We start from the raw sequence: 18438 nt of genomic DNA on the forward strand, positions 1-18438 counted from the left end.
ACAGAAAGGAAGACGACAGACGATGAACCGTCACGTGCGCGCGGTCGACCCCTCCGGCGGAGCCGAGTTCCGCACCATCGGCGAAGCCCTCGCCGGCGCCGGTGACGGTGCCGTCCTGTCCCTGGCCCCGGGCCGCTATGACGAACAGCTCGTGCTCTCACGCGTGGTGACGCTGATGGCGGCCGACGGCCCCGGGACCGTCGAGATCCTGTGCTCCTCCGGTACCGCCGTCACCTCGGTGGCCGAGGCGGTCAAGCTCACCGGTCTCGTCCTGCGCGGCCGCGACAAGGAGGCCCCGGTGGTCGACGTCGCCGCCGGACAGGTCGAACTGGCCGACTGCGAGGTCGAGGGATCCGCCTGGGCGGCGGTGCTCGCCCGGGACAGCGGGGCCCTGGCGCTGCGGGGCTGCACGGTGCGCTGCGGTGAGGGCGCCGGCATCGTCGTCACCTCCGAACAGATCAGCGTGATCGAGGACTGCGTGATCGAGGACGTCGGTACCAGCGGCGTCGTCATCAACGACAAGGGCGCCCCCGAGGTCCGTCGGTGCACCATCCGCGACGCCGGAGCCAACGGGATCTACGCGGCCGGCGGAGGCGCCGGACACATCAGCGACTGCACGGTCTCGGGGACCACCAAGGCCGCCGTCGTGATCGACGAGCACGCGGCCACCGGCCTGAGCGGCCTGCGCGTTCACTCGGTCGCCGACGACGGCGTCGTGATCTCCACCCGCTCCTCCGTGACCGTCGAGGACCTCGTCATCGAGAGGCCCGCCGGCCGCGGCCTGGTCCTGCGCGCCGGAACCGACCCGCGTGTGGAGCGGGTCCGCGTCACCGGCAGCGGCGGCACGGGTATCGCGGCCGAGGACAAGGCCCGCGGCCACCTCCGGGAGTGCGAGATCAGGGACGCCGGAGCCGAAGGGGTCGCCGTGACCGGCCGCTCCTCCACCCTCTTCAGCGGTCTGACCGTGCACGGTACGAAGGCCGCCGGAATCCACGTCGCCGAGGACTCCACCGCCGAGTTCGACCGCGTCATCGTGGAACGCACCGCCGGCACCGGTGTCGAGATCCTCTCCGGCGCGGCCCCCTTCCTCCGCAACGGCACGGTCACCGGGGCACGCGGCCACGGTGTCCGCTGGGAGGGAGGCGGCGGTCGAGTCGAGGACTTCGAGGTCTCCCGCCCCCGCCGGACCGGCGTGTACGCGGCGGCCGGGGCCCGGGCCTCCCTGAGCGGGGTACGCGTCATCGACGCCAGGGAGAACGGCCTCGCCGCCACCGGAGGCGCCGTGCTCGACCTGCGCGACAGCGAGGCCTCCGAATGCGGCGGAGACGGTGTGGCCGTCCACGCCGAAGGAGAGATCACCGCACTGCGCGTGCGTTCGCACGAGAACACCCGCAACGGCGTCCTGGTGGCGGCCGGCGGCCGAGCCGTGCTGCGCTCCTGCGAACTGGTGGGCAACGGCGGAGACGGAGTGCTCGTCGGCAGCGGCGAGAACGTCGTCCTCGACGGGTGCACGGTGCGCGCCAACGCCCGAGCGGGGCTGCGCCAGACCGTCGCCGACGCCGACATCCAGGTGAACGCGCTGACCAGCGAGGGCAACCAGGCCGAGGATCTGTACGGACCGGACGCCGTTCCCGCCGACGCCGTATCGGGCGGGGCAACCACCGACGACCCCGAGGACGACGAGGAGAAGGGGCCGCTGGCCGAGCTCCAAGCCCTCATCGGTCTGGACAGCGTCAAGGACGAGGTCACCACCCTCATCAACCGGAACAAGATGGCCCGCCACCGCGCCGAGATGGGGCTCCCCTCACCGCCGGTCGCCCGCCACCTGGTCTTCGCGGGCCCCCCGGGCACCGGTAAGACGACCGTGGCCCGCCTCTACGGTCGGGTCCTGGCCGACCTGGACGTCCTGCGCTACGGGCACGTCGTCGAGGCCGCCCGCGCGGACCTGGTCGGTCAGTACGTCGGCGCCACCGCCATCAAGACCACCGAGGTGTTCGAGAAGGCCCGCGGCGGCGTGCTGTTCGTCGACGAGGCCTACACGCTCTCCTCCGAGGACAACGGGGGCTTCGGCCAGGAGGCCATCGACACCCTGGTCAAGCTGATGGAGGACCACCGCGACGAGGTGGTCGTGATCGTCGCCGGATACGCGGCCGAGATGGAGGGGTTCCTCTCCTCGAACCCCGGCCTGGCCTCGCGTTTCGCGCGGACCATCACCTTCCCCAACTACCAGGCCGAGGAACTGGTGAGCATCGTCGAGCGTCTGGGCTCCGTCCACCGGTACACGCTCTCCCCGGACCTGCGCCCGCTGCTGCTCCAGCACTTCGAGGCCCTGCCCAAGGGCCCGGCGTTCGGTAACGGCCGTGAGGCCCGCAAGGTCTTCGAGGAGATGGTGGACCGCCAGGCGCACCGGCTCGGAGAGGACCCGCCCGCCGACCCCGCCGAACTCACCATCCTCACCCCCGACGACCTGGGGGCCGTCGCCGCGCAGGCCTCCGGGCCCGGCGGGGACGACGTCGCGAGCCTGCGCGCCGAACTCGACGCGCTGACCGGCCTGTCCGACGTCAAGTCCACCGTCAACGACCTGGTCAACGTGTTGGTCGCCGCCGAGCGTCGGAGGGCGATCGGGATGCCCGCCCCGACCCTCAGCCACCACCTGGTCTTCGCGGGCCCTCCGGGTACCGGTAAGACCACCGTCGCCCGACTCTACGGTCGACTGCTGCACGCCCTGGGCGTGCTCCCGCAGGGGCACGTGGTCGAGGCGGCCCGCGCCGACCTGGTCGGACGCTACATCGGACACACCGCCCAGCTCACCCTGGAGACCTTCGAGAAGGCGCGCGGCGGCGTGCTGTTCATCGACGAGGCGTACACCCTCACCCCGGTCGGGGCCAACGGCGACTTCGGCCAGGAGGCCGTGGACACCCTGGTCAAGTTGATGGAGGACCACCGCGACGAGGTGGTCGTGATCGTCGCCGGGTACAACGCGGAGATGCAACGCTTCCTCGACTCCAACCCGGGACTCGCCTCGCGCTTCTCCCACCACGTCCGGTTCGAGGACTACTCCGACGAGGAACTGGTCTCCATCGTGGGCGGTATGGCCACGGCCGGCGGGTTCACCGTCCCGGACGAGACCGCCGCCGCGCTGGGCGAGCACTTCGCCGGGGTCCCGCGCACCGAGTCCTTCGGTAACGCCCGGTACGCGCGCCAGGTCCTGGAACGCATGATCACCCGACAGGCGGGCCGGACCATCGCCCTGACCGATCCCACGCGCGAGGACCTGACCCTGCTCACCCCCGCCGACGTGCCCTGACCCTCCCCGACGTCCACCCGCCCCGAGCGGGTGGACGTCACGCCCGGGCGCCGGTCGAGGCGTCGATCAGTCGTTGGAGGGTGTCCCGCGTGCCGACCAGGCTCGCGATCCGCTCGTCGTAGTCCACCAGGTGCTCCATCAGCGTGGGTACGGCGCACGGTTCGAACCGGTCCGGGTCGTTGATGCACTCCAGGAGCTCGCCGATGACGCGGGTCGGCAGCCCGGCGGCCAAGAGCAGACGGACACTGCGGACCTGCTCGACCACCGCCGGGTCGAAGAGCCGATGGCCCCCGGTGGACCGCTCGGCGCGGATGAGCCCCTGGTTCTCGTAGTAGCGGAGCAGGCGGGTGTTCACCCCGGTCAGTTCGGAGAGATCACCGACTCGGAGAAGGTCCATCTCGTCCCGACTTGCACTTGTCACTGGTGTCAACTCCTACAGTCCCCGTATGACGAACTCGATCACGCGAATCAACGACCGTGAGGCCACCGCCCAGGACCTCGCCCCGATGGCCTTCGCAGGCTATGTCCACTTCACCGCCATGCAGGTGCGCGACGGCGCGGTGCGGGGGCTCGACCTCCACCTCGACCGCCTGCGTACGGCCAGCGACCGGCTCTTCGGCCGTCACCTGTCCGACGACACGGTGCTCGGATACCTGCGCTCGGCGGTGGAGAACGCGACACCGGATGCCACGGTGACCGCCTACGTCACGTCGCGCTCCGGGGAGTTCCAGGCGGCCGACCCCGACGCGGGGCTGGACATGCTGGTGAAGGTCACGGACCCGGCGACACCGCCCGAGGGCCCGCTCGCCCTGGACGTCGCCCGGCATGAACGGGAACTCCCCGAGATCAAGCACGTCGGTGAGATCGCCAAGACCCACTACCTGAGGCTGGCGAACGATCGAGGGTTCGACGACGCCGCCTTCGAGGACCGCCAAGGGCGGCTGAGCGAGGCGACCATCTGGAACCTGGCGTTCTGGGACGGGGAGTCCGTCATCTGGCCCGAGGCGGACATGCTCACCGGGATCACCATGAGGATCCTCGACCGGAGACTTGAGGCCATGGGCGTCCCCCGCCTGCGTCGGGAGGTGCGCAAGGAGGATCTCTCCGCCGAGCTCGCCGCCGTGGTCATGAACTCCTGGAGTCCGGCGATCCCGGTGTCGCGCGTCGGCGACCGGAACCTGTCGGAGGACCCGACCTTCGCGAAGCTCCTGCACGAGGCCTTCGCGTCCGAGTCGCCCGTCCGGTTGTGACGGAGAACGACGGAGGGGCCCACGCCACGTGGGCAGGGCCCCTTCGCGGCCGGGGTACCGCCTCGGCGCCGACCACCTCCCCGTTCAGGCCAGATCGGGCTTGCCGAACATCACCGCGTATCCCGAGGGCAGGTGGCTCAGGACCTGGTTCAGCTCACCCCCCGACACCGACTTGGCCACGGTGCTCAGCACCGCGCCGGAATCCTGGCGCGCGGTCAGAGGCCGGGCCCCGGTCTCCTCCGCAACGCGGACGTAGAACTCCTCCACCCCGAACGGCTCGGCCTCCAGCCGGTCACCGGGGTCGAGAGCCTCGTCCAGCGGCTCCGGGATCTGAGCGGCCAGATGGTCGAGCGTGGAGCCCGGCAGCCGTTCCGCCAGGACCGAGAACACGGCGCGGGTCACCTGTTCGGCCTCGCGTTGGTCCTCGTACTCCCCGACGTCACGGACCTCGGCCAGGAACTCGTCGCAGCGCATCGTTCCCCCTCGTGCGTGGACTGCGAGTGCCTTCGATGAACACCCTGCCCACGGACGCCCGGTGAATCACGGACCCCTGGAAACCGGCTCTCACCAGGAAGGATCGTTTCCCGGAGCCGAGCTCGGGTACATGGGGCGGACACGCCCTCGATATTCGTGAACGGCAACGAACCGGACATCCGGTACGGGGGTCCGGGTCGCGGCCGGTCGGACGCGACACATTCCCGGGAGGGCGTGGATACCGCGGGGTGTGTCGGACCACGCGGAAGGGTGCGGGGAAGGTGGACCAGAACACTCCGAAGACCGGTAAGACCGGAAGCCGGACCAAGAGCGAGGGAACCGGGGGTTCCGCGAAGGAACGCGGGCCGGACCAGAACACGGAGAACCCGGAGAACACACGCCCGGAGAGGCCGGAGAACGCCCCCGAGCCCGTCGGCGCCTCGGGAGACGGTGGGGAGACCGACGTCCTCCTCGACGTCCCCACCCTGAAGGTCGACGAGATCGAGCTGGAGGTCGAGAACCTGGCGGCCTCCGTCTCACTCCAGGCCGAAGTGCTGGACCTGCTCAACCTGAAGGTGGGGGCGGACGTGGGCCTGGGCCGCGTCCACCTCGGCATCAAGGGGGTCGAGGCCCAGGCGCTGCTGAAGGTCAGGCTCGACAACGTTCGGGAGATCATCGCCCGTGTCCTCCAGACCATCGACGCGAACCCGCAGATCCTGGAGCAGGTGACCCGGGGTGTGGGGGCCGGGATCCAAGAGGTGGCGGGCGGCACGGGCCGCGCCGTCGGGGCCTTGGGTGAGGGTGCCGGGAACGCCGTGGAGGACGTCGGTGAGGGCGCCGGAAGCGCGGTGAAGGAAGTGGGCGAGGGCGCCGGAGGCGCGGTGAAGGACGTCGGCGAAGGCGCGGGCACCGCCGTGAAGGACGTCGGCGAAGGCGCAGGGAGCGCCGTGGAGGACGTCGGAGAGGGTGCCGAGAACGCGGTGAAGGACGTCGGCGAGGGCGCCGGGGACACCGCGAAGAACGCCTCGAAGGCGGCCCGCGGTGTGGCAGAGGAGGCCGGCAAGAACGCCGGGAGCACGGCGAAACGGAAGACCGGACGCTCCGGCGGCAAGAGCGGGGGCGGAAAGTGAACACCCGGAGACCGTCCGAGTACGACGTGGAGATCGGCGCGTCGCTCTCCGCGGACGAACTGACGTTCCATGAGACATCGAAGGTCGAGTCCCGCTACGGGGGAGAACCGGGGGCCGAGGGCACCGTGAGCGGCGACCGCTCGGGTCTGCCCCGTCCCGTCGAGACCGGGGTGGTCTACGAGGACGTGCGCGTCGACTACCGGCTCGCCGCGCGACTCCGCACGCCCAAGGAGGGCATCGAGGAGGAGTGAGCGGGAACGCTCATTCGCGCGCAGCCGGGCCGGACACGACGAAGGGGTCCCTACCACGTGGGCAGGAACCCCTTCTGACCGGCGGAGGATATGGGATTTGAACCCATGAGGGGGTTGCCCCCCAACCGCATTAGCAGTGCGGCGCCCTAGGCCTCTAGGCGAATCCTCCTGGCTGCGACCAGCCTACAGAGCGGGGGGTCCCTGCGCAAAACGAATCTCGCGCGGCGGCGTGGGCCGGGAGGGGACGGACCGGACTCGCCCCCTCCCGGCGCAGGTCAGGGCTCGCGTGGGTGGGGGACCGACGGAGCCCGGTAGGCGCTCGCCTGAAGTTCCCACAGTTCCCGGTACAGGCCGTCGCCGGCCATGAGTTCGTCGTGCGTGCCCTGGGCGATCACACGTCCGCGCTCGAGGACGACGATGTGGTCGGCCATGCGCACGGAGGCCAGGCGGTGTGTGATCAACACGACGGCGGCGCCGGTACGTCGGGCGTGGTCGTGCACCGAGGCGAAGAAGCCGTGCTCGGCGCGGGCGTCCATGGCGGCGGTGGGTTCGTCGGCGATCAGCAGCGGAACCGCGTCGCCGTCGTCGCCCCGGTAGAAGGAGCGGGCCGCCGCCAGCCTCTGCCACTGGCCGCCGGAGGGTTCGACGCCGTGGAGGAAGCGTTTGTCCAGCAGGGTCTCCCAGCCGTGTTCGAAGCGGGCCACGACACGATCGGCCTGGGCGGCCGTGGCCGCGCGGGTCAGACGTTCGGCGTCGTTCGGGCTGCTCATGACGGTGTTGCCGCGCGCGGTCAGCGGCCAGTGCGTGTGGTCCTGGGCGATCACCGAGATCCGTTCGCGCAGGCTCACCCCGTCCACCTCGGAGAGGTCGGTGTCGTCCCAGAGCACGACGCCCTTCTGCGGTGTGTACAGACCGGACAGCAGTTTGGCGAGGGTGCTCTTGCCCGAGCCGTTCTCGCCGACCAGCGCGATCGTCCGGCCTCGATGGAGGGTGAGCGTCACGTCCTTCAGGGCCGTCCCCTCTCCGGAGGGGTAGCCGAAGGTCACGTCGCGCAGTTCGATCCGTTCGAACCCGGTCGGGGCGGGCTTCAGGCCGGGGCGGGGGAGAAGGGATCGGGCCTGCCGGTGGAAGGCCACGAGATCGGAGAAGTACAGGCCCGACTCGTACACCCGGGTCACGGCGTGCAGGGCGTTGGCCAGCGCCCCTTGGGCGACGCGGACGGCCACGACGGCGGTCCCGGCGACCGCGATCGGCACGACCCCCTGGGTCAGGAGGAGGGCGAGGACCGCGAACACGCCGGCCGTCACCAGACCTCCGGCGGCGTCGCCGGCCAGGCGGACCATGGACTGGCGGGTGGCCAGGCCCAGGTGGACGTCCAGCTCCCGGCGGGCCACCCGGTCGAACTCGGTGAGCAGACGGCTCTCCATGGTGAAGGACCGGACCTCGGCGGCGCTGTCCCGGGAGGTCATGAGCTGTTCGAGCATGTACTTGCGGCGGTGGCCCTCCGTGAACGCCAGGAGCATCCGGTACCTCATGCGAGCGGAGGCGGAGGCGCCCCACCACTGGGGGACCATCGCCAGGAGGAGCAGCGGGACGAGGACGGGGTGCAGGGCGCTCAGCACCCCGGCCGCGGCGACGATGCCGACCAGTCCGGTGAGCACGTCGGCGCTCTGGCGGACCAGGGCGCCGGCCTCGTCGCAGCCGCGGGTACGGGAGCGGAACAGGTGATCGTGGAAGTCGCTGTCGTCGAAGGAGCGCAGCTCCACGGCGGTGGCGTCGCGCAGCAGGCGCCGTTCGGCGGTCAGCACGACCTTGGGCTCCAGTCGGGCCTGGGCGCGTCCGGCCAGGGCGCCGCAGCCTCCCCGCGCGACCAGGGCCGCGAGCAACAGGAGCAGGGAGGGCAGGGCCGAGGCCATCCGCTCCGGGGTGGGGACCTCGGCGAAGAGTTCGGTGAGCACCGCCGTGGTGGCGACCAGCGCCCAGGCGGTGGCGGCGCCGGATCCGAGGTTGAACAGGACGGTCGCGACGACGTCGCCGGGGCCGCTCCGCCAGGCCAGGGTGGTGGCCCGGCCGAGGAGCGAGGGCATGTGACGGGCGATCCGGATCCAGGAGGAGTCGAGCATCGTGGAGCCGTGCCGGTTCCACTGGGGCGGGGCGAGTTCGGGCAGGTCGAGGCCGTCGCCCGGGGCGGGTTCCTTGACGGCGTGGCGGGTGCGCACGGGGGTTCCTCCTGGAGCTCGGCGGATCGGAAGGGCCGATGATGACCGGGAGGGGTGTCGTTCGAAAGGGCGCCGGAGGGTTGCGGGCGGTCCGGATCGCACTCCAGTTCGATGCGGTCGCCCTGCCCTGGGAGGGTCGTGGGAGATGTCGGTGGGGAATCCGGTGGGATAGTCGCGATCCGATTCCCCGTGCGAATCGGTCCCGCGCGAAGTGCGCGGTGGGGCGCCGATGGCCGGTGGTCCGGTGTCCGCGGCGCGTCGGTGTCCTCGAAACGGGGAGGGGGCCTGGTGGCCGGGTCGGTCAGCCGGTGGTGCGTTCGATGATGAGGTCGGCGTCGCGGCGCAGTTTCTCGACGGAGCGGGACAGGGTGCTCTTCACGGTCCCGATGGTCACGCCGAGGCGTTCGGCGATCTGCGCCTCGGTGAGGTCCTCGTAGTAGCGCAGGATCACCGTCGTGCGCTGACGGTCGGGCAGGCGGTCGATGGCCCGCGTCACGACGTCGGCCAGATCGCTGCGCCAGGTGGGGTCGTCCACGCGCTGCTCGGGGATCTCGTCGGTGGGGTAGACGTCGAGTCGGGCACGGCGCCATTCGGAGATCTGGGTGTTGACCATGGCCCGACGGACGTAGCCGTCGCGTGCCCGGGGGTTGGCGATGCGGCCCCAGGCGAGGAAGGTCTTGACCAGCGCCGCCTGGAGGAGGTCCTCGGCGTCGGCGTGGCTGTTGGTGAGGGATCGGGCCATGCGCAGCAGCGCGGGGCCGCGCTCGGCCACGTAGCGGCCGAACTCCTCGGAGTTGGGGGTACGGGTGGTTCCCGTCACGCCGACCACCGACCTTCACAGGTCGCGCCGACTCCCGTCACGCGACATCGTCGTGTTCCCTGCGGCCTCGGTCGCCGCCCTTGATTCTCACTGTCACACAGCGAACGCAAACGTCCGGGCACCTGGCGACCACGTGCCGACAAACCGCGCGAACGCGTTGGACACTCTCCTAAGCGACATCCTTCGCGAAGTCTCTTCGGTCGGTGCGCGATGCTCATGTCGTCACCGAGAGTGGTGGCGATGTGGGGAAAAGGGCGCGATCATGCAATACCCGGGAAATGTCACCGGCACGAACCGTGCCGTCACGGCGTGTGAGCGAGTGTTCGTGAAATCGAGGGTCACAATGGGCACTGATGGACGAGTCGGGCGACAGGGGGCGCGAAGGACATGTCAGTGATGACGGACAGTGGTCGGGAACGCCGTCGGTTCACGTCGACGGTGCTCGGAGCCGCGGCCGCACCCGAACCCACCCCGATCCACCAACGCGTCGTACGCGGCGTGGTCGTGGACGCGACCCGGTACATGTTCTGCCTGGCCACCCCGCGAGGGGAGGAACGCTTCCTCTACGAGAACAGCACCACCTTCTGGCGGGGCGGAGAGATCCTCGCCACCGAACTGCGCCCCGGCGACGACGTTGTGGTCCGGTGCTCGCAGGACGGCCGCCTGATCGCCGAACGGGTCTGGGCGCGGGTGGCCCGCGCCACCGGGGTGATCGTGGAACGGGAGGGGGACACGCTCACCCTCGATCCCGGCCATGGCCGCCCTCGGACCACCGTGGTCCTGCCCTACCGGACCTCGGGGCGGATCACGGTCCGTCACCCCAGGCTGGAGCCGGGGTACCTGTTCGACGCGGTCGGTATCTGGGAGGACGGCGCCGTGTGGGCGGCCCGCCCGGCCACCACCCAGCCGCCCCACCCGCTGGACGCCTCTCCACGTAGACCGCCGGTCCGCGAGTACTCCACGACGGTCGAGGGGATCGTGAGCTGGTACGACCCGGCCCGGGGCCGCTCGTCCCACCTGGACCCCCGGGCCCAGGCGCCGGGCGCCGCCTACCCCGCACTGGACCGGTCGGGGCATGAGGGCCGATGCGACCGGAGGACCTCGTGTCTGCCGTTGCCGCTGCTGTCGACGGGGGCCACGCTCAGCCTGCGCAACGACTGCACCCGGGACACGGCGGTCGTGCCCGTCATCGACTGCGCCGCCTCCGACAGCTGGTTCTGCGACCTGTGCCCGGCCTGCGGGACCCGGGCGGCGGGGCGGATCGCCTCTCTCACCATGACCTCCTTCGTCGCCCTGGGCGGCCTGTTGGAGGTCGGCTGCTTCAACGCGACCATGACCGTCGCGAACCAGGAGGGATGATCGATGTTCCCGGAGATCCTCGAAGCGATCAGAGAGGTGCAGGCGCCCCTGTTGGCGGCGCTGCTCCTGCTCGGCGCGGCGGCCAAGGCCTCTCCGCGTTCCGCGGGCACGGGGGCCGCGCTCCTGGTTCCACAGCGACTGCGCCGCCCCGTCACCCTCGCCACCTGTCTGGCGGAGGTGGGACTCGCGGTCGGTCTGTTGACCCTGACCGGGCCGGCGGCCGACGTGGTCCGCTGCCTCACCGTGCTGCTCTTCGCCGTGTCCGTCGGAGTTCTGCTCGTGGTCCGGCGGCGCGACCCGGAGGCCGGTTGCGGCTGCTTCGGCGGGCTGAGCCGCGAACCGATCGGGTGGCGGACGCTCTCCCGGGCGTCCCTGCTCGCGGTGGCCGCGGCGACCACGATCGGTCTCGGCCCCAACGGATGGACGTCGGCCTCGGAACCCACCGTGACCCACGGGATCGTCCTCGGGGTGGAACTGCTCTTGCTGGGGCTGCTCAGCCCCGAGCTGCGCGAGGTGTTCTCGCGCGCGACCACCGGCGAGCCGTGCGCACTGCGGGAGGGGTCTCCACGTCGCTCCCTGAGGCGTCTGCGCCGTAGCGACGTCTGGCGGACCAACGCCAAGGTGATGCTGGCCGACGAGCCGGAGGACACCTGGCGTCACGGCTGTTGGCGATTCCTGCGCTACGACGGGATGCGACACGGTCGTCGGGTGGACGTCGTCTACGCGGTCCGTATCGGCGGACCGCGCCGGACCGGCGTGCGCGCGGCCCTGGTGGACCGTGAGAGCGGCGCGGTGATCGCCACCTTCGGAGCGGTCACGACCCTCGACCTCCAGGGGCCGCCGCGCAGGCTGCCCAAGCCGCGTCAGGCGGCCAAGAGGGACGAGGCCGAGGGGCGTGGCGGCCCCAAGCCCGGAACCCTGGCGGAGGAGCCTCCGGGCGAGGCCGGTCGCGGCATGCCGGGCGGCCCCTCGAAAGAGATCCAGGGCGCCGGGGCCTGAGCGGGGGCGGGGCCCCGCCCTCGGCGGCGCCTCACCCCAGCATCTGCTCCTGTCGGTCGATGGCGGCCTCGCTGAAGTCCATGAGCATCCGCTCGTACTCGGCGGGGTCGCCCTGTCCCATGATCGAGACCGTGCCGAGCAGACCACCGTTGCGGTACATGACGGTGTACATGTGGTTCTCCCCGCTGTCGTCGGTCACCTGGACGGTGAAGGCCCGGGAGCCGTCGCCCACCTCGGGCAGGTCCAGGTCGGCGACCCCGTAATCGGAGCTGGTGCCGTCCTCGTAGGTGGCGGTGTACTCCGAGCAGCTCTCCGGGGGCTCGGTGGCGAGCGCCTCGGTCGCGGCCCCCTCGTCCAGCTGGACGAGGATGTGCGAGATCGTGCCGGGTTCCCACTCGTAGGCGGCCACGGAGGCGGGCGCCTCGCGCACCGCGTCCAACTCCCCCCACCGGTTGGCGGCGTCAAGGCATTCGGGCTTGTCCAGCACCGTCGCGGCCCGGACCTCCTCGGAGTACTGGACTGTGACAAGGTCGGAGTAGGTGCCGCTCTCGCTGCCCTCGGGCATCGGGGTCGCGTCCCTGACGTTCAACGGCTGGGCCTCGTGCAGTGCCGAGGCGGCCTCCGTGTCGGGGCCGTCGTTCTGTTCCTGTTCCGGACCGCCGCAGGCGGCCAAGAGGACCGCCAGGGGGACGGCCGCGGCCACGGCTCGCGTGGTGGGGGCGGTGCGGGACATAGGCATGGTGATATCTCCTGGTTCGTGCGATATTTCCACTTGGAGCGGTGACCGACCCGGACCTGTCATAGCTGAGAGTGTCGCGGGGCTAGCACAAAGTATTGAGGAAGGACAATGGTGTCGGAGTCGAAATCGCCATATCTGCGGGCGGTACTGGAGTCCATCCCTCCCTACCGGGCGGGGATCAAGATCGTCGGGCCCGACGGTCGTTCCATCAAGCTGTCCTCCAACGAGAGCCCCTACGGTCCGCTCCCGTCCGTCCGTGAGGCCATCGCCGAGGCGGCGGCCGACCTGAACCGTTACCCGGACCCGGCCGCCGAGGACCTCGTCACCCGCCTCGCCGAACGTCTGGGCGTGCCCGAGGATCACGTCGCCCTCGGCGCCGGCTCCGTCGGCATGCTCCAGCAGCTCTTGGAGGCCGTCGGCGAGCCGGGAACCGAGGTCGTCTACGCCTGGCGCTCCTTCGAGGCCTACCCCCTGCTGGTCGAACTGGCCGGGGTCTCCTCGGTCAAGGTGCCGCTCAAGGAGGAGGGGCACGACCTGGAGGCCATGCTGGAGGCGATCAACGCCAACACGCGCATGGTGCTGATCTGCAACCCGAACAACCCGACCGGGACCACCGTGCGCGAGGCGGAGCTCGTCGACTTCCTCGACCGGGTCCCCGACCACGTCCTGGTGATCCTGGACGAGGCCTACCGCGAGTACGTGCGCGACCCGGAGGTCCCCGACGGGATCTCCCTGTACCGGGACCGGCCCAACGTCGCCGTCCTGCGCACCTTCTCCAAGGCCTACGGGTTGGCCGCCGTGCGTCTGGGCTTCCTCGTCGGGCACCCGCAGGTGACCGGCGCGGTCCGCAAGACCCTCGTGCCCTTCGCGATCAACCACCTGGCCCAGGCGGCCGGGATCGCCTCCCTGAACGCCGAGGAGGAACTCCTGGAGCGCGTGGAGGCCACCGTCGCGGAGCGCGAGCGCGTCCGTGGCGCCCTTCTGGACGCCGGCTGGACGGTTCCCCCCACCGAGGGCAACTTCGTGTGGCTGCGTCTGGGAGAGCGGACCCTGGACTTCGCCGCGGCCTGCGCCGAGGTGGGTGTCGCGATTCGCCCCTTCCAGGGGGAGGGCGCCCGCGTCACCATCGCCTCACCCGAGGAGAACGACGCCTTCCTCGCGGTCGCGACCGTCTTCTCCGACCGTCGCTGACCCCTCGAAGGATCTCGTCACGGGCGCCGAGGACCGACCGGTTCCGGCGCCCGTCGCGCACGACCCAGATCACGGGCCAGGTGCGAGCGGCGCAGTCGTCGCGTCCGCATGAGCCTGCTCAGGTCGGCACGGTTGTCGTAGGACAACTGGATGTGGAAGTAGTTCACCTGCTCCAGGACGGCGAGCACCCACAGGACGATCCCGAGGAACACCTCGGTCCACCAGGAGACCCCGCCCAGGAGCGTCCATCCGATGTAGGCGCCCGAGACGAGCAGCAGGATCGGGTTCACCACACGCAGAACCCTGAACACGGCCATCCCGGCGGGGAGCCGCTCGCCCCGGTCCAGCTGCCGCAGCTTCAGGTACCAGTAGGCCGAACCCTGGATCAACAACACCGAGCACACGGCGAAACCCGCCAGGTTGGCACCGGTGGTCGGTGTTCCCAGCAGGCCGAAGAAGACCAGCGCGAACCAGAAGACGTTGGCGGTCTCCAGAATCGCGAGCGTGGTGAGCCGTCGTCGCGTCATGGAGGCGATTTTTCCCGACGGCCCGAGGACGCGCGAAGGGCGGCCCCCGATGGGGACCGCCCTTCCACGTGGTCGACCGGTTACTTGCCGGCCGCGTCCTTGTCCAACTTCTCCACGATCAGCCGGTAGAGCTGCCGCGGGCGTCCCGGCTGGAGGGTGCGGTTGGGCGGCAGCGGCCAGGCCAACCCCTCCTCCACCAGGGTGCGCAGCAGCCGTCGGGCCGTCCGGGAGGTGACCCCGAGCATGCGCCCGGCGTTCTCCGCGTCGACGACCAGAGGACCGTCCTCCTCCGCGATCTTCTCCGAGAGACGGATGAGGGTCTCGCGTCCCTTGGTGCGCAGGGGCTCGGAGGACTGCCGTGCGGGCGCGCGCTGGGCGGGGACCAGGGAACGACCCTCACGGTCCACCGCGAAGCTCTGTCGCGAGGCCTGGGCGCGGTTCAGGGCCGCGCGAGCGTGCGACTCCGCGTCCTGTGTGGTGCGTCCCATGCCGATGCCGACCTCGATCGCGATCCCGAGCTCCGCCTTGATCCGCTCCACGAACGGCGGCTGCCGGAACCCCTCGGTCGCGGTGACGAGGGAACCGCGGGTGGCCGTGATCATGAACGAGTGGTCGTCCAGGCGGTGCGCGGTCGCGTTGATCCGGTGCGCCTCCTGGAGCAGCAGACGGTGCAGGGACAGTCGCAGCTCCTCACGCCAATAACGGGGCGTGGAGCGGCGGGAGGAGTCGCGCAGGGTGGGCACGTCGACCACGACGACGCCCAGCTGGGCCTCCTCCAGACGGTGGTGGGCACCCAGCAGACCGGCGGTCTGTAGAGCGCTGCGCACCCCCGCGTTGGTGGGGCGCAGCCGGATCACCGGCACCCCGATCGCCTCCAGGCGCTCGGCGACACCGCGGACGCAGGTGATCGCCATCCTGGTGGCCTTGCGCCGCCACAACCCCTCGTGGAACGAGGTGAGCTGAGCGGTGTTGGTCAGCTCCTCGTGCACGTGGATACCGTCCACCGGCAGGTCGACCTCGGAGTAGGCCTCCACCACGTCGGCCCTGCCGAGCACGTCCAGACTCGCTCTGGTGGGGTCGTAGCGATCGTCGAGGGTCGCTCGGAGCAGGGCCTCGTGCAGGCTCGCCCCGCCGAGCGGCACGAAGGTCGCGGGCATGGTCAACACGCCCGCCTTCCGTGCGAACTCGTAGGGGACAGGGCTGGCGAACAGATAGGCATCGATCGCCGAACCCAGCCTGACGACCTTGTCCGTCGCCTCTTGCTCATCTCGGTACGCGGCGGCGATGAGTCTGGCGTTGAGAGGTCCTGTTGACCCAGGACCCATGAGCATGACCCGTTCGACCACCTCATGGGGTCCTATGACGCCGATCGTCAAATCGCCAGTACGCTGGGCACTCACCTCGGGTTGCTCCCCGCTACCATTCCACGCTCTTCACTATGTGCGCCCACTGGTTTCCCGACCCGATCTCTGTCACGGCATGATTGCCGAGATCGTACCCATTGTGCGGGGCCAAAGAAGATCGTTTTCCATATCAACGCCGAAAGCCCGGGTGGGAGGAGGCCTCCCACCCCGGCTTGAACTGCGCTTACGACAGCTACGAGACGGTGACGCGCTCCACGTCGCCGCCTAGCGTGGCGAGACGCTGCGCGAACTGGGCGTGACCGCGGTCCACCAGATAACCAGGCGCAACGATTGTCTCACCTTCGGCGACCAGTCCGGCGAGCACCAGGGCGGCACCGGTACGGAGGTCGTGGGCGATCACCTCGGCGCCGCGCAGGTTCGTGGAACCGTGCACGATGGCGCGGGTGCCCTCGACCTCGATCTTGGCGCCCATCTTGTTGAGCTCGTCGGCCAGCGCGAAGCGGCCGTCGTAGATGGCCTCGTGGATGTAGCTCTCACCCTCGGCCAGGGTGGCCAGGGCCATCAGCGGAGACTGAAGGTCGGTGGCGAAGCCCGGGAAGGGAGAGGTGACCGCGTTGATCGGCCGCAGCGGCACGGACGGGTCCCGCTGGACGTGCAGGACGGCGCCCTCCTGCGAGAAGCCGACGCCCATCTGCTCCAGTTTCCAGCGGGCGACACCCAGGTGGTCCAGGTTGGCGCCGACCAGGCTGACCTCGCCACCGGTCGCGGCGACGGTCATCGCGAACACACCGGCGTCGATGCGGTCCGACATGATCGTGTGCTCGACCGCGGTGAGCTCTTCGACGCCCTCGACGGTGATCAGACCGGTGCCGCCACCGCTGATCTTCGCGCCCATGGCGCTGAGGAACGCGATGACGTCGAGGACCTCGGGCTCCAGGGCCGCGTGCTCGATCACGGTGGTGCCGGGCGCGAGCACGGCGGCCATGATGAGGTTCTCGGTGCCCGTGTGGGAGGGCGTGTCCAGGTACAGCCGACCGCCGCGGAGCCTGCTCGCCTCCACGTTGATGTGGTTGCGCTCGGGGTCCTCGGTCACCTCGGCGCCCAGACGGGCGAAGCCGCGGTAGTGGAAGTCCAGGTTCCGGCTGCCCAGGTTGCATCCGCCGACGCCCTCGATGCGCGCACGGCCGGTGCGGTGCATCAGGGCCGGAACGAAGAGCACGGAGCCGCGGAAGCGGGCCGCGATCTCGGCGGGCAGAACCGCGAGTTCGGGGTCGTTGAGGCCGGAGGCGTCGATGACGACGGTGCGTTCCGCTTCGTGGAAGGCGACCTTGGCGCCCACGTGTTCGGCGAGCTCGAGTGCGCGGTAGACGTCCTCGATGACCGGAACGTTCCGCAGCACAGTACGGCCCTTGGCCGCCAGCAGGGCGGCCCCGATCATCGGCAGGACGGCGTTCTTCGCGCCTTGGATGAACGCCGTTCCACTGAGGGGGCGTCCGCCGCGGACGCGGTAACGAACCTCCTGGCCCATGCTCATGTGCTCCTTTGTGAGGCAGATGTGAAAAAAGGTCACCCTCGTCGGGTTTCGCCTATGTGAGGTTGAGACGCGGGTTTCCCCTGGAACGTTGCGACCATCTTGCGTGTGACCTGCGCGGCCATTGAACCGTTCGGTTCGCGAAGACTCTATAGCAACCGCCGGCGCATACCGGCCCAAAACGTGGTATACCCGCAGATCGCGGATAGAGTCCCGCCAAACGACCAAAGTGGCGTTACGCCTGAGGGAGAGACCAAGGGTCGCGCGTATGGCTGACCGTTACTCCGGCATTGCGCACGACTCCACCACCATACGCGCTTTCGCGGCCCATTCGGTGACCGCGTGCGCTGAATCACTCGCGCGCCGCGTGTCAGAGCACCGGCTTTGTCCCGGTCAAGCGCTCATGGATCTCTTTGTAGCGGGACAGAGTGCGCTCCACCACGTCGTCCGGAAGTTCCGGCGGAGGGGTCTCCGAAGCCCGGTCCCAACCGGAATCGCCCGAGGTCAGCCAGTCGCGCAGTACCTGCTTGTCGAACGAGGGCTGAGCGTGTCCGGGGCTCCACTCGTCGGCCGGCCAGTAACGCGACGAGTCCGGGGTGAACACCTCGTCGGCCAGGACCAGCGCGCCGGAGGAATCCCGTCCGAACTCGAACTTGGTGTCGGCGAGGATCACCCCTCGCTCCCGGGCGACGTCCCGACCGCGCCCGTAGACACGCAGGGTGATCTCGCGCAGCTCCGTGGCGAGCCTCTCACCGTGCTCGGCCGCCACGACGTCGAAGGAGACGTTCTCGTCGTGATCGCCGACCGCCGCCTTGACCGCCGGGGTGAAGATCGGCTCGGGCAGCTCCGAACCGTCGGTCAGCCCCTCGGGGAGCGGAACCCCGCAGATCGTGCGGTCGACCGAGTACTCGGCGAGTCCGGAACCGGCGAGGTAGCCGCGGGCCACGCACTCCACGGGGACCATGTCCAGCCGCTCGCAGACGAGCGTACGGCCGGCCCAGTCGGCCGGGGCGCCCTCGGGCGGCGTGTCCGAGACCACGTGGTTCGGGACCAGATCGCCCAGACGCTCGAACCACCACAGGGACAGTTGGGTGAGCAGACGCCCCTTACCGGGGATCTCCGTGGGCAGGACCCAGTCGAAGGCCGAGATACGATCGCTGGCCACCATGACCAGGTCGCCGGAGGCGGTCGCGTACAGGTCGCGCACCTTACCGGTGTGCAGGTGGGTCAGTCCGGGCACCTGGACGGGCTCGGGCACGGTGACGAAACCGCTCATG

General features: G+C 70.3%; 16 protein-coding genes and 1 tRNA gene. 7 read left to right on the forward strand and 10 right to left on the reverse strand.

Features of this window, described 5'->3' with window-relative positions; all coding sequences use genetic code 11:
• The first annotated feature begins 22 nt into the window (after nucleotides 1-22).
• Entirely contained in the window at nucleotides 23-3307 is a 3285-nt protein-coding gene (locus tag D451_RS0110665) for a right-handed parallel beta-helix repeat-containing protein (protein WP_017534387.1), read from the forward strand.
• Nucleotides 3308-3344: 37 nt separating this feature from the next.
• Here D451_RS0110665 and D451_RS0110670 read toward each other — a convergent pair whose 3' ends face one another.
• Nucleotides 3345-3728 (reverse strand): MerR family transcriptional regulator, encoded by a 384-nt coding sequence (locus D451_RS0110670; RefSeq protein WP_241463314.1) that lies wholly within the window; start codon nucleotides 3726-3728, stop codon nucleotides 3345-3347.
• A gap of 25 nt (nucleotides 3729-3753) precedes the next feature.
• Between D451_RS0110670 and D451_RS0110675 the strand changes: the two genes are divergently transcribed.
• A complete protein-coding gene (locus tag D451_RS0110675) occupies nucleotides 3754-4557 on the forward strand; it encodes an aminotransferase class IV family protein (RefSeq protein ID WP_017534389.1) in 804 nt (267 codons plus the stop codon).
• 84 nt (nucleotides 4558-4641) lie between these two features.
• Here D451_RS0110675 and D451_RS0110680 read toward each other — a convergent pair whose 3' ends face one another.
• Nucleotides 4642-5031: a DUF2267 domain-containing protein gene (locus D451_RS0110680; protein WP_017534390.1), complete on the reverse strand. Its 390-nt coding sequence runs from the start codon at nucleotides 5029-5031 to the stop codon at nucleotides 4642-4644.
• A 281-nt stretch (nucleotides 5032-5312) separates the two neighbouring features.
• On the opposite strand from D451_RS0110680, the gene D451_RS28790 reads away from it, so the two are divergent.
• Nucleotides 5313-6161 (forward strand): hypothetical protein, encoded by an 849-nt coding sequence (locus D451_RS28790; protein ID WP_017534391.1) that lies wholly within the window; start codon nucleotides 5313-5315, stop codon nucleotides 6159-6161.
• Nucleotides 6158-6412 carry a hypothetical protein gene (locus D451_RS0110690; protein WP_017534392.1) on the forward strand — a complete coding sequence of 85 codons (255 nt, stop codon included), beginning with the start codon at nucleotides 6158-6160 and terminating at the stop codon, nucleotides 6410-6412. Before D451_RS28790 ends, D451_RS0110690 begins: the two co-directional genes overlap by 4 nt.
• A gap of 82 nt (nucleotides 6413-6494) precedes the next feature.
• On the opposite strand, the gene D451_RS0110695 is transcribed toward D451_RS0110690, so the two are convergent.
• The 3 genes from D451_RS0110695 to D451_RS0110705 form a co-directional block, all read right to left on the reverse strand.
• Nucleotides 6495-6581: transfer RNA gene (locus tag D451_RS0110695), tRNA-Ser, on the reverse strand.
• A 106-nt stretch (nucleotides 6582-6687) separates the two neighbouring features.
• Complete coding sequence (locus D451_RS0110700) at nucleotides 6688-8631, reverse strand: ABC transporter ATP-binding protein (protein WP_017534393.1); 1944 nt, start codon at nucleotides 8629-8631, stop codon at nucleotides 6688-6690.
• Nucleotides 8632-8932: 301 nt separating this feature from the next.
• A complete protein-coding gene (locus D451_RS0110705; protein ID WP_017534394.1) occupies nucleotides 8933-9460 on the reverse strand; it encodes a SigE family RNA polymerase sigma factor in 528 nt (175 codons plus the stop codon).
• A gap of 387 nt (nucleotides 9461-9847) precedes the next feature.
• On the opposite strand from D451_RS0110705, the gene D451_RS0110710 reads away from it, so the two are divergent.
• Together D451_RS0110710 and D451_RS0110715 are read left to right on the forward strand one after the other, a co-directional pair.
• Complete coding sequence (locus D451_RS0110710; protein ID WP_187294553.1) at nucleotides 9848-10810, forward strand: hypothetical protein; 963 nt, start codon at nucleotides 9848-9850, stop codon at nucleotides 10808-10810.
• Nucleotides 10811-10813: 3 nt separating this feature from the next.
• Nucleotides 10814-11809, forward strand: coding sequence for a MauE/DoxX family redox-associated membrane protein (locus tag D451_RS0110715; protein WP_014912118.1), 996 nt, complete (start codon nucleotides 10814-10816; stop codon nucleotides 11807-11809).
• A gap of 31 nt (nucleotides 11810-11840) precedes the next feature.
• Here D451_RS0110715 and D451_RS0110720 read toward each other — a convergent pair whose 3' ends face one another.
• Entirely contained in the window at nucleotides 11841-12542 is a 702-nt protein-coding gene (locus tag D451_RS0110720) for a hypothetical protein (RefSeq protein ID WP_014909434.1), read from the reverse strand.
• 114 nt (nucleotides 12543-12656) lie between these two features.
• Between D451_RS0110720 and hisC the strand changes: the two genes are divergently transcribed.
• Nucleotides 12657-13739 carry a histidinol-phosphate transaminase gene (gene hisC, locus D451_RS0110725; RefSeq protein WP_017534395.1) on the forward strand — a complete coding sequence of 361 codons (1083 nt, stop codon included), beginning with the start codon at nucleotides 12657-12659 and terminating at the stop codon, nucleotides 13737-13739.
• Nucleotides 13740-13756: 17 nt separating this feature from the next.
• Here the strand turns inward: hisC and D451_RS0110730 are convergent, their stop codons facing one another.
• From D451_RS0110730 to D451_RS0110745, 4 genes are all read right to left on the reverse strand, one after another.
• Nucleotides 13757-14266, reverse strand: a complete 510-nt coding sequence (locus D451_RS0110730; protein WP_017534396.1) for a hypothetical protein — start codon at nucleotides 14264-14266, stop codon at nucleotides 13757-13759.
• 80 nt (nucleotides 14267-14346) lie between these two features.
• Nucleotides 14347-15612: a hypothetical protein gene (locus D451_RS0110735; protein WP_026124978.1), complete on the reverse strand. Its 1266-nt coding sequence runs from the start codon at nucleotides 15610-15612 to the stop codon at nucleotides 14347-14349.
• Between the two features lie 250 nt (nucleotides 15613-15862).
• Nucleotides 15863-17158 carry a UDP-N-acetylglucosamine 1-carboxyvinyltransferase gene (murA, locus tag D451_RS0110740; RefSeq protein WP_014911077.1) on the reverse strand — a complete coding sequence of 432 codons (1296 nt, stop codon included), beginning with the start codon at nucleotides 17156-17158 and terminating at the stop codon, nucleotides 15863-15865.
• Between the two features lie 373 nt (nucleotides 17159-17531).
• Nucleotides 17532-18437, reverse strand: a complete 906-nt coding sequence (locus tag D451_RS0110745; RefSeq protein WP_017534397.1) for a phosphoribosylaminoimidazolesuccinocarboxamide synthase — start codon at nucleotides 18435-18437, stop codon at nucleotides 17532-17534.
• Between the last annotated feature and the right edge of the window lies 1 nt (nucleotide 18438).

Source organism: Nocardiopsis alba DSM 43377 (assembly GCF_000341225.1).
GTDB classification, from domain to species: domain Bacteria; phylum Actinomycetota; class Actinomycetes; order Streptosporangiales; family Streptosporangiaceae; genus Nocardiopsis; species Nocardiopsis alba.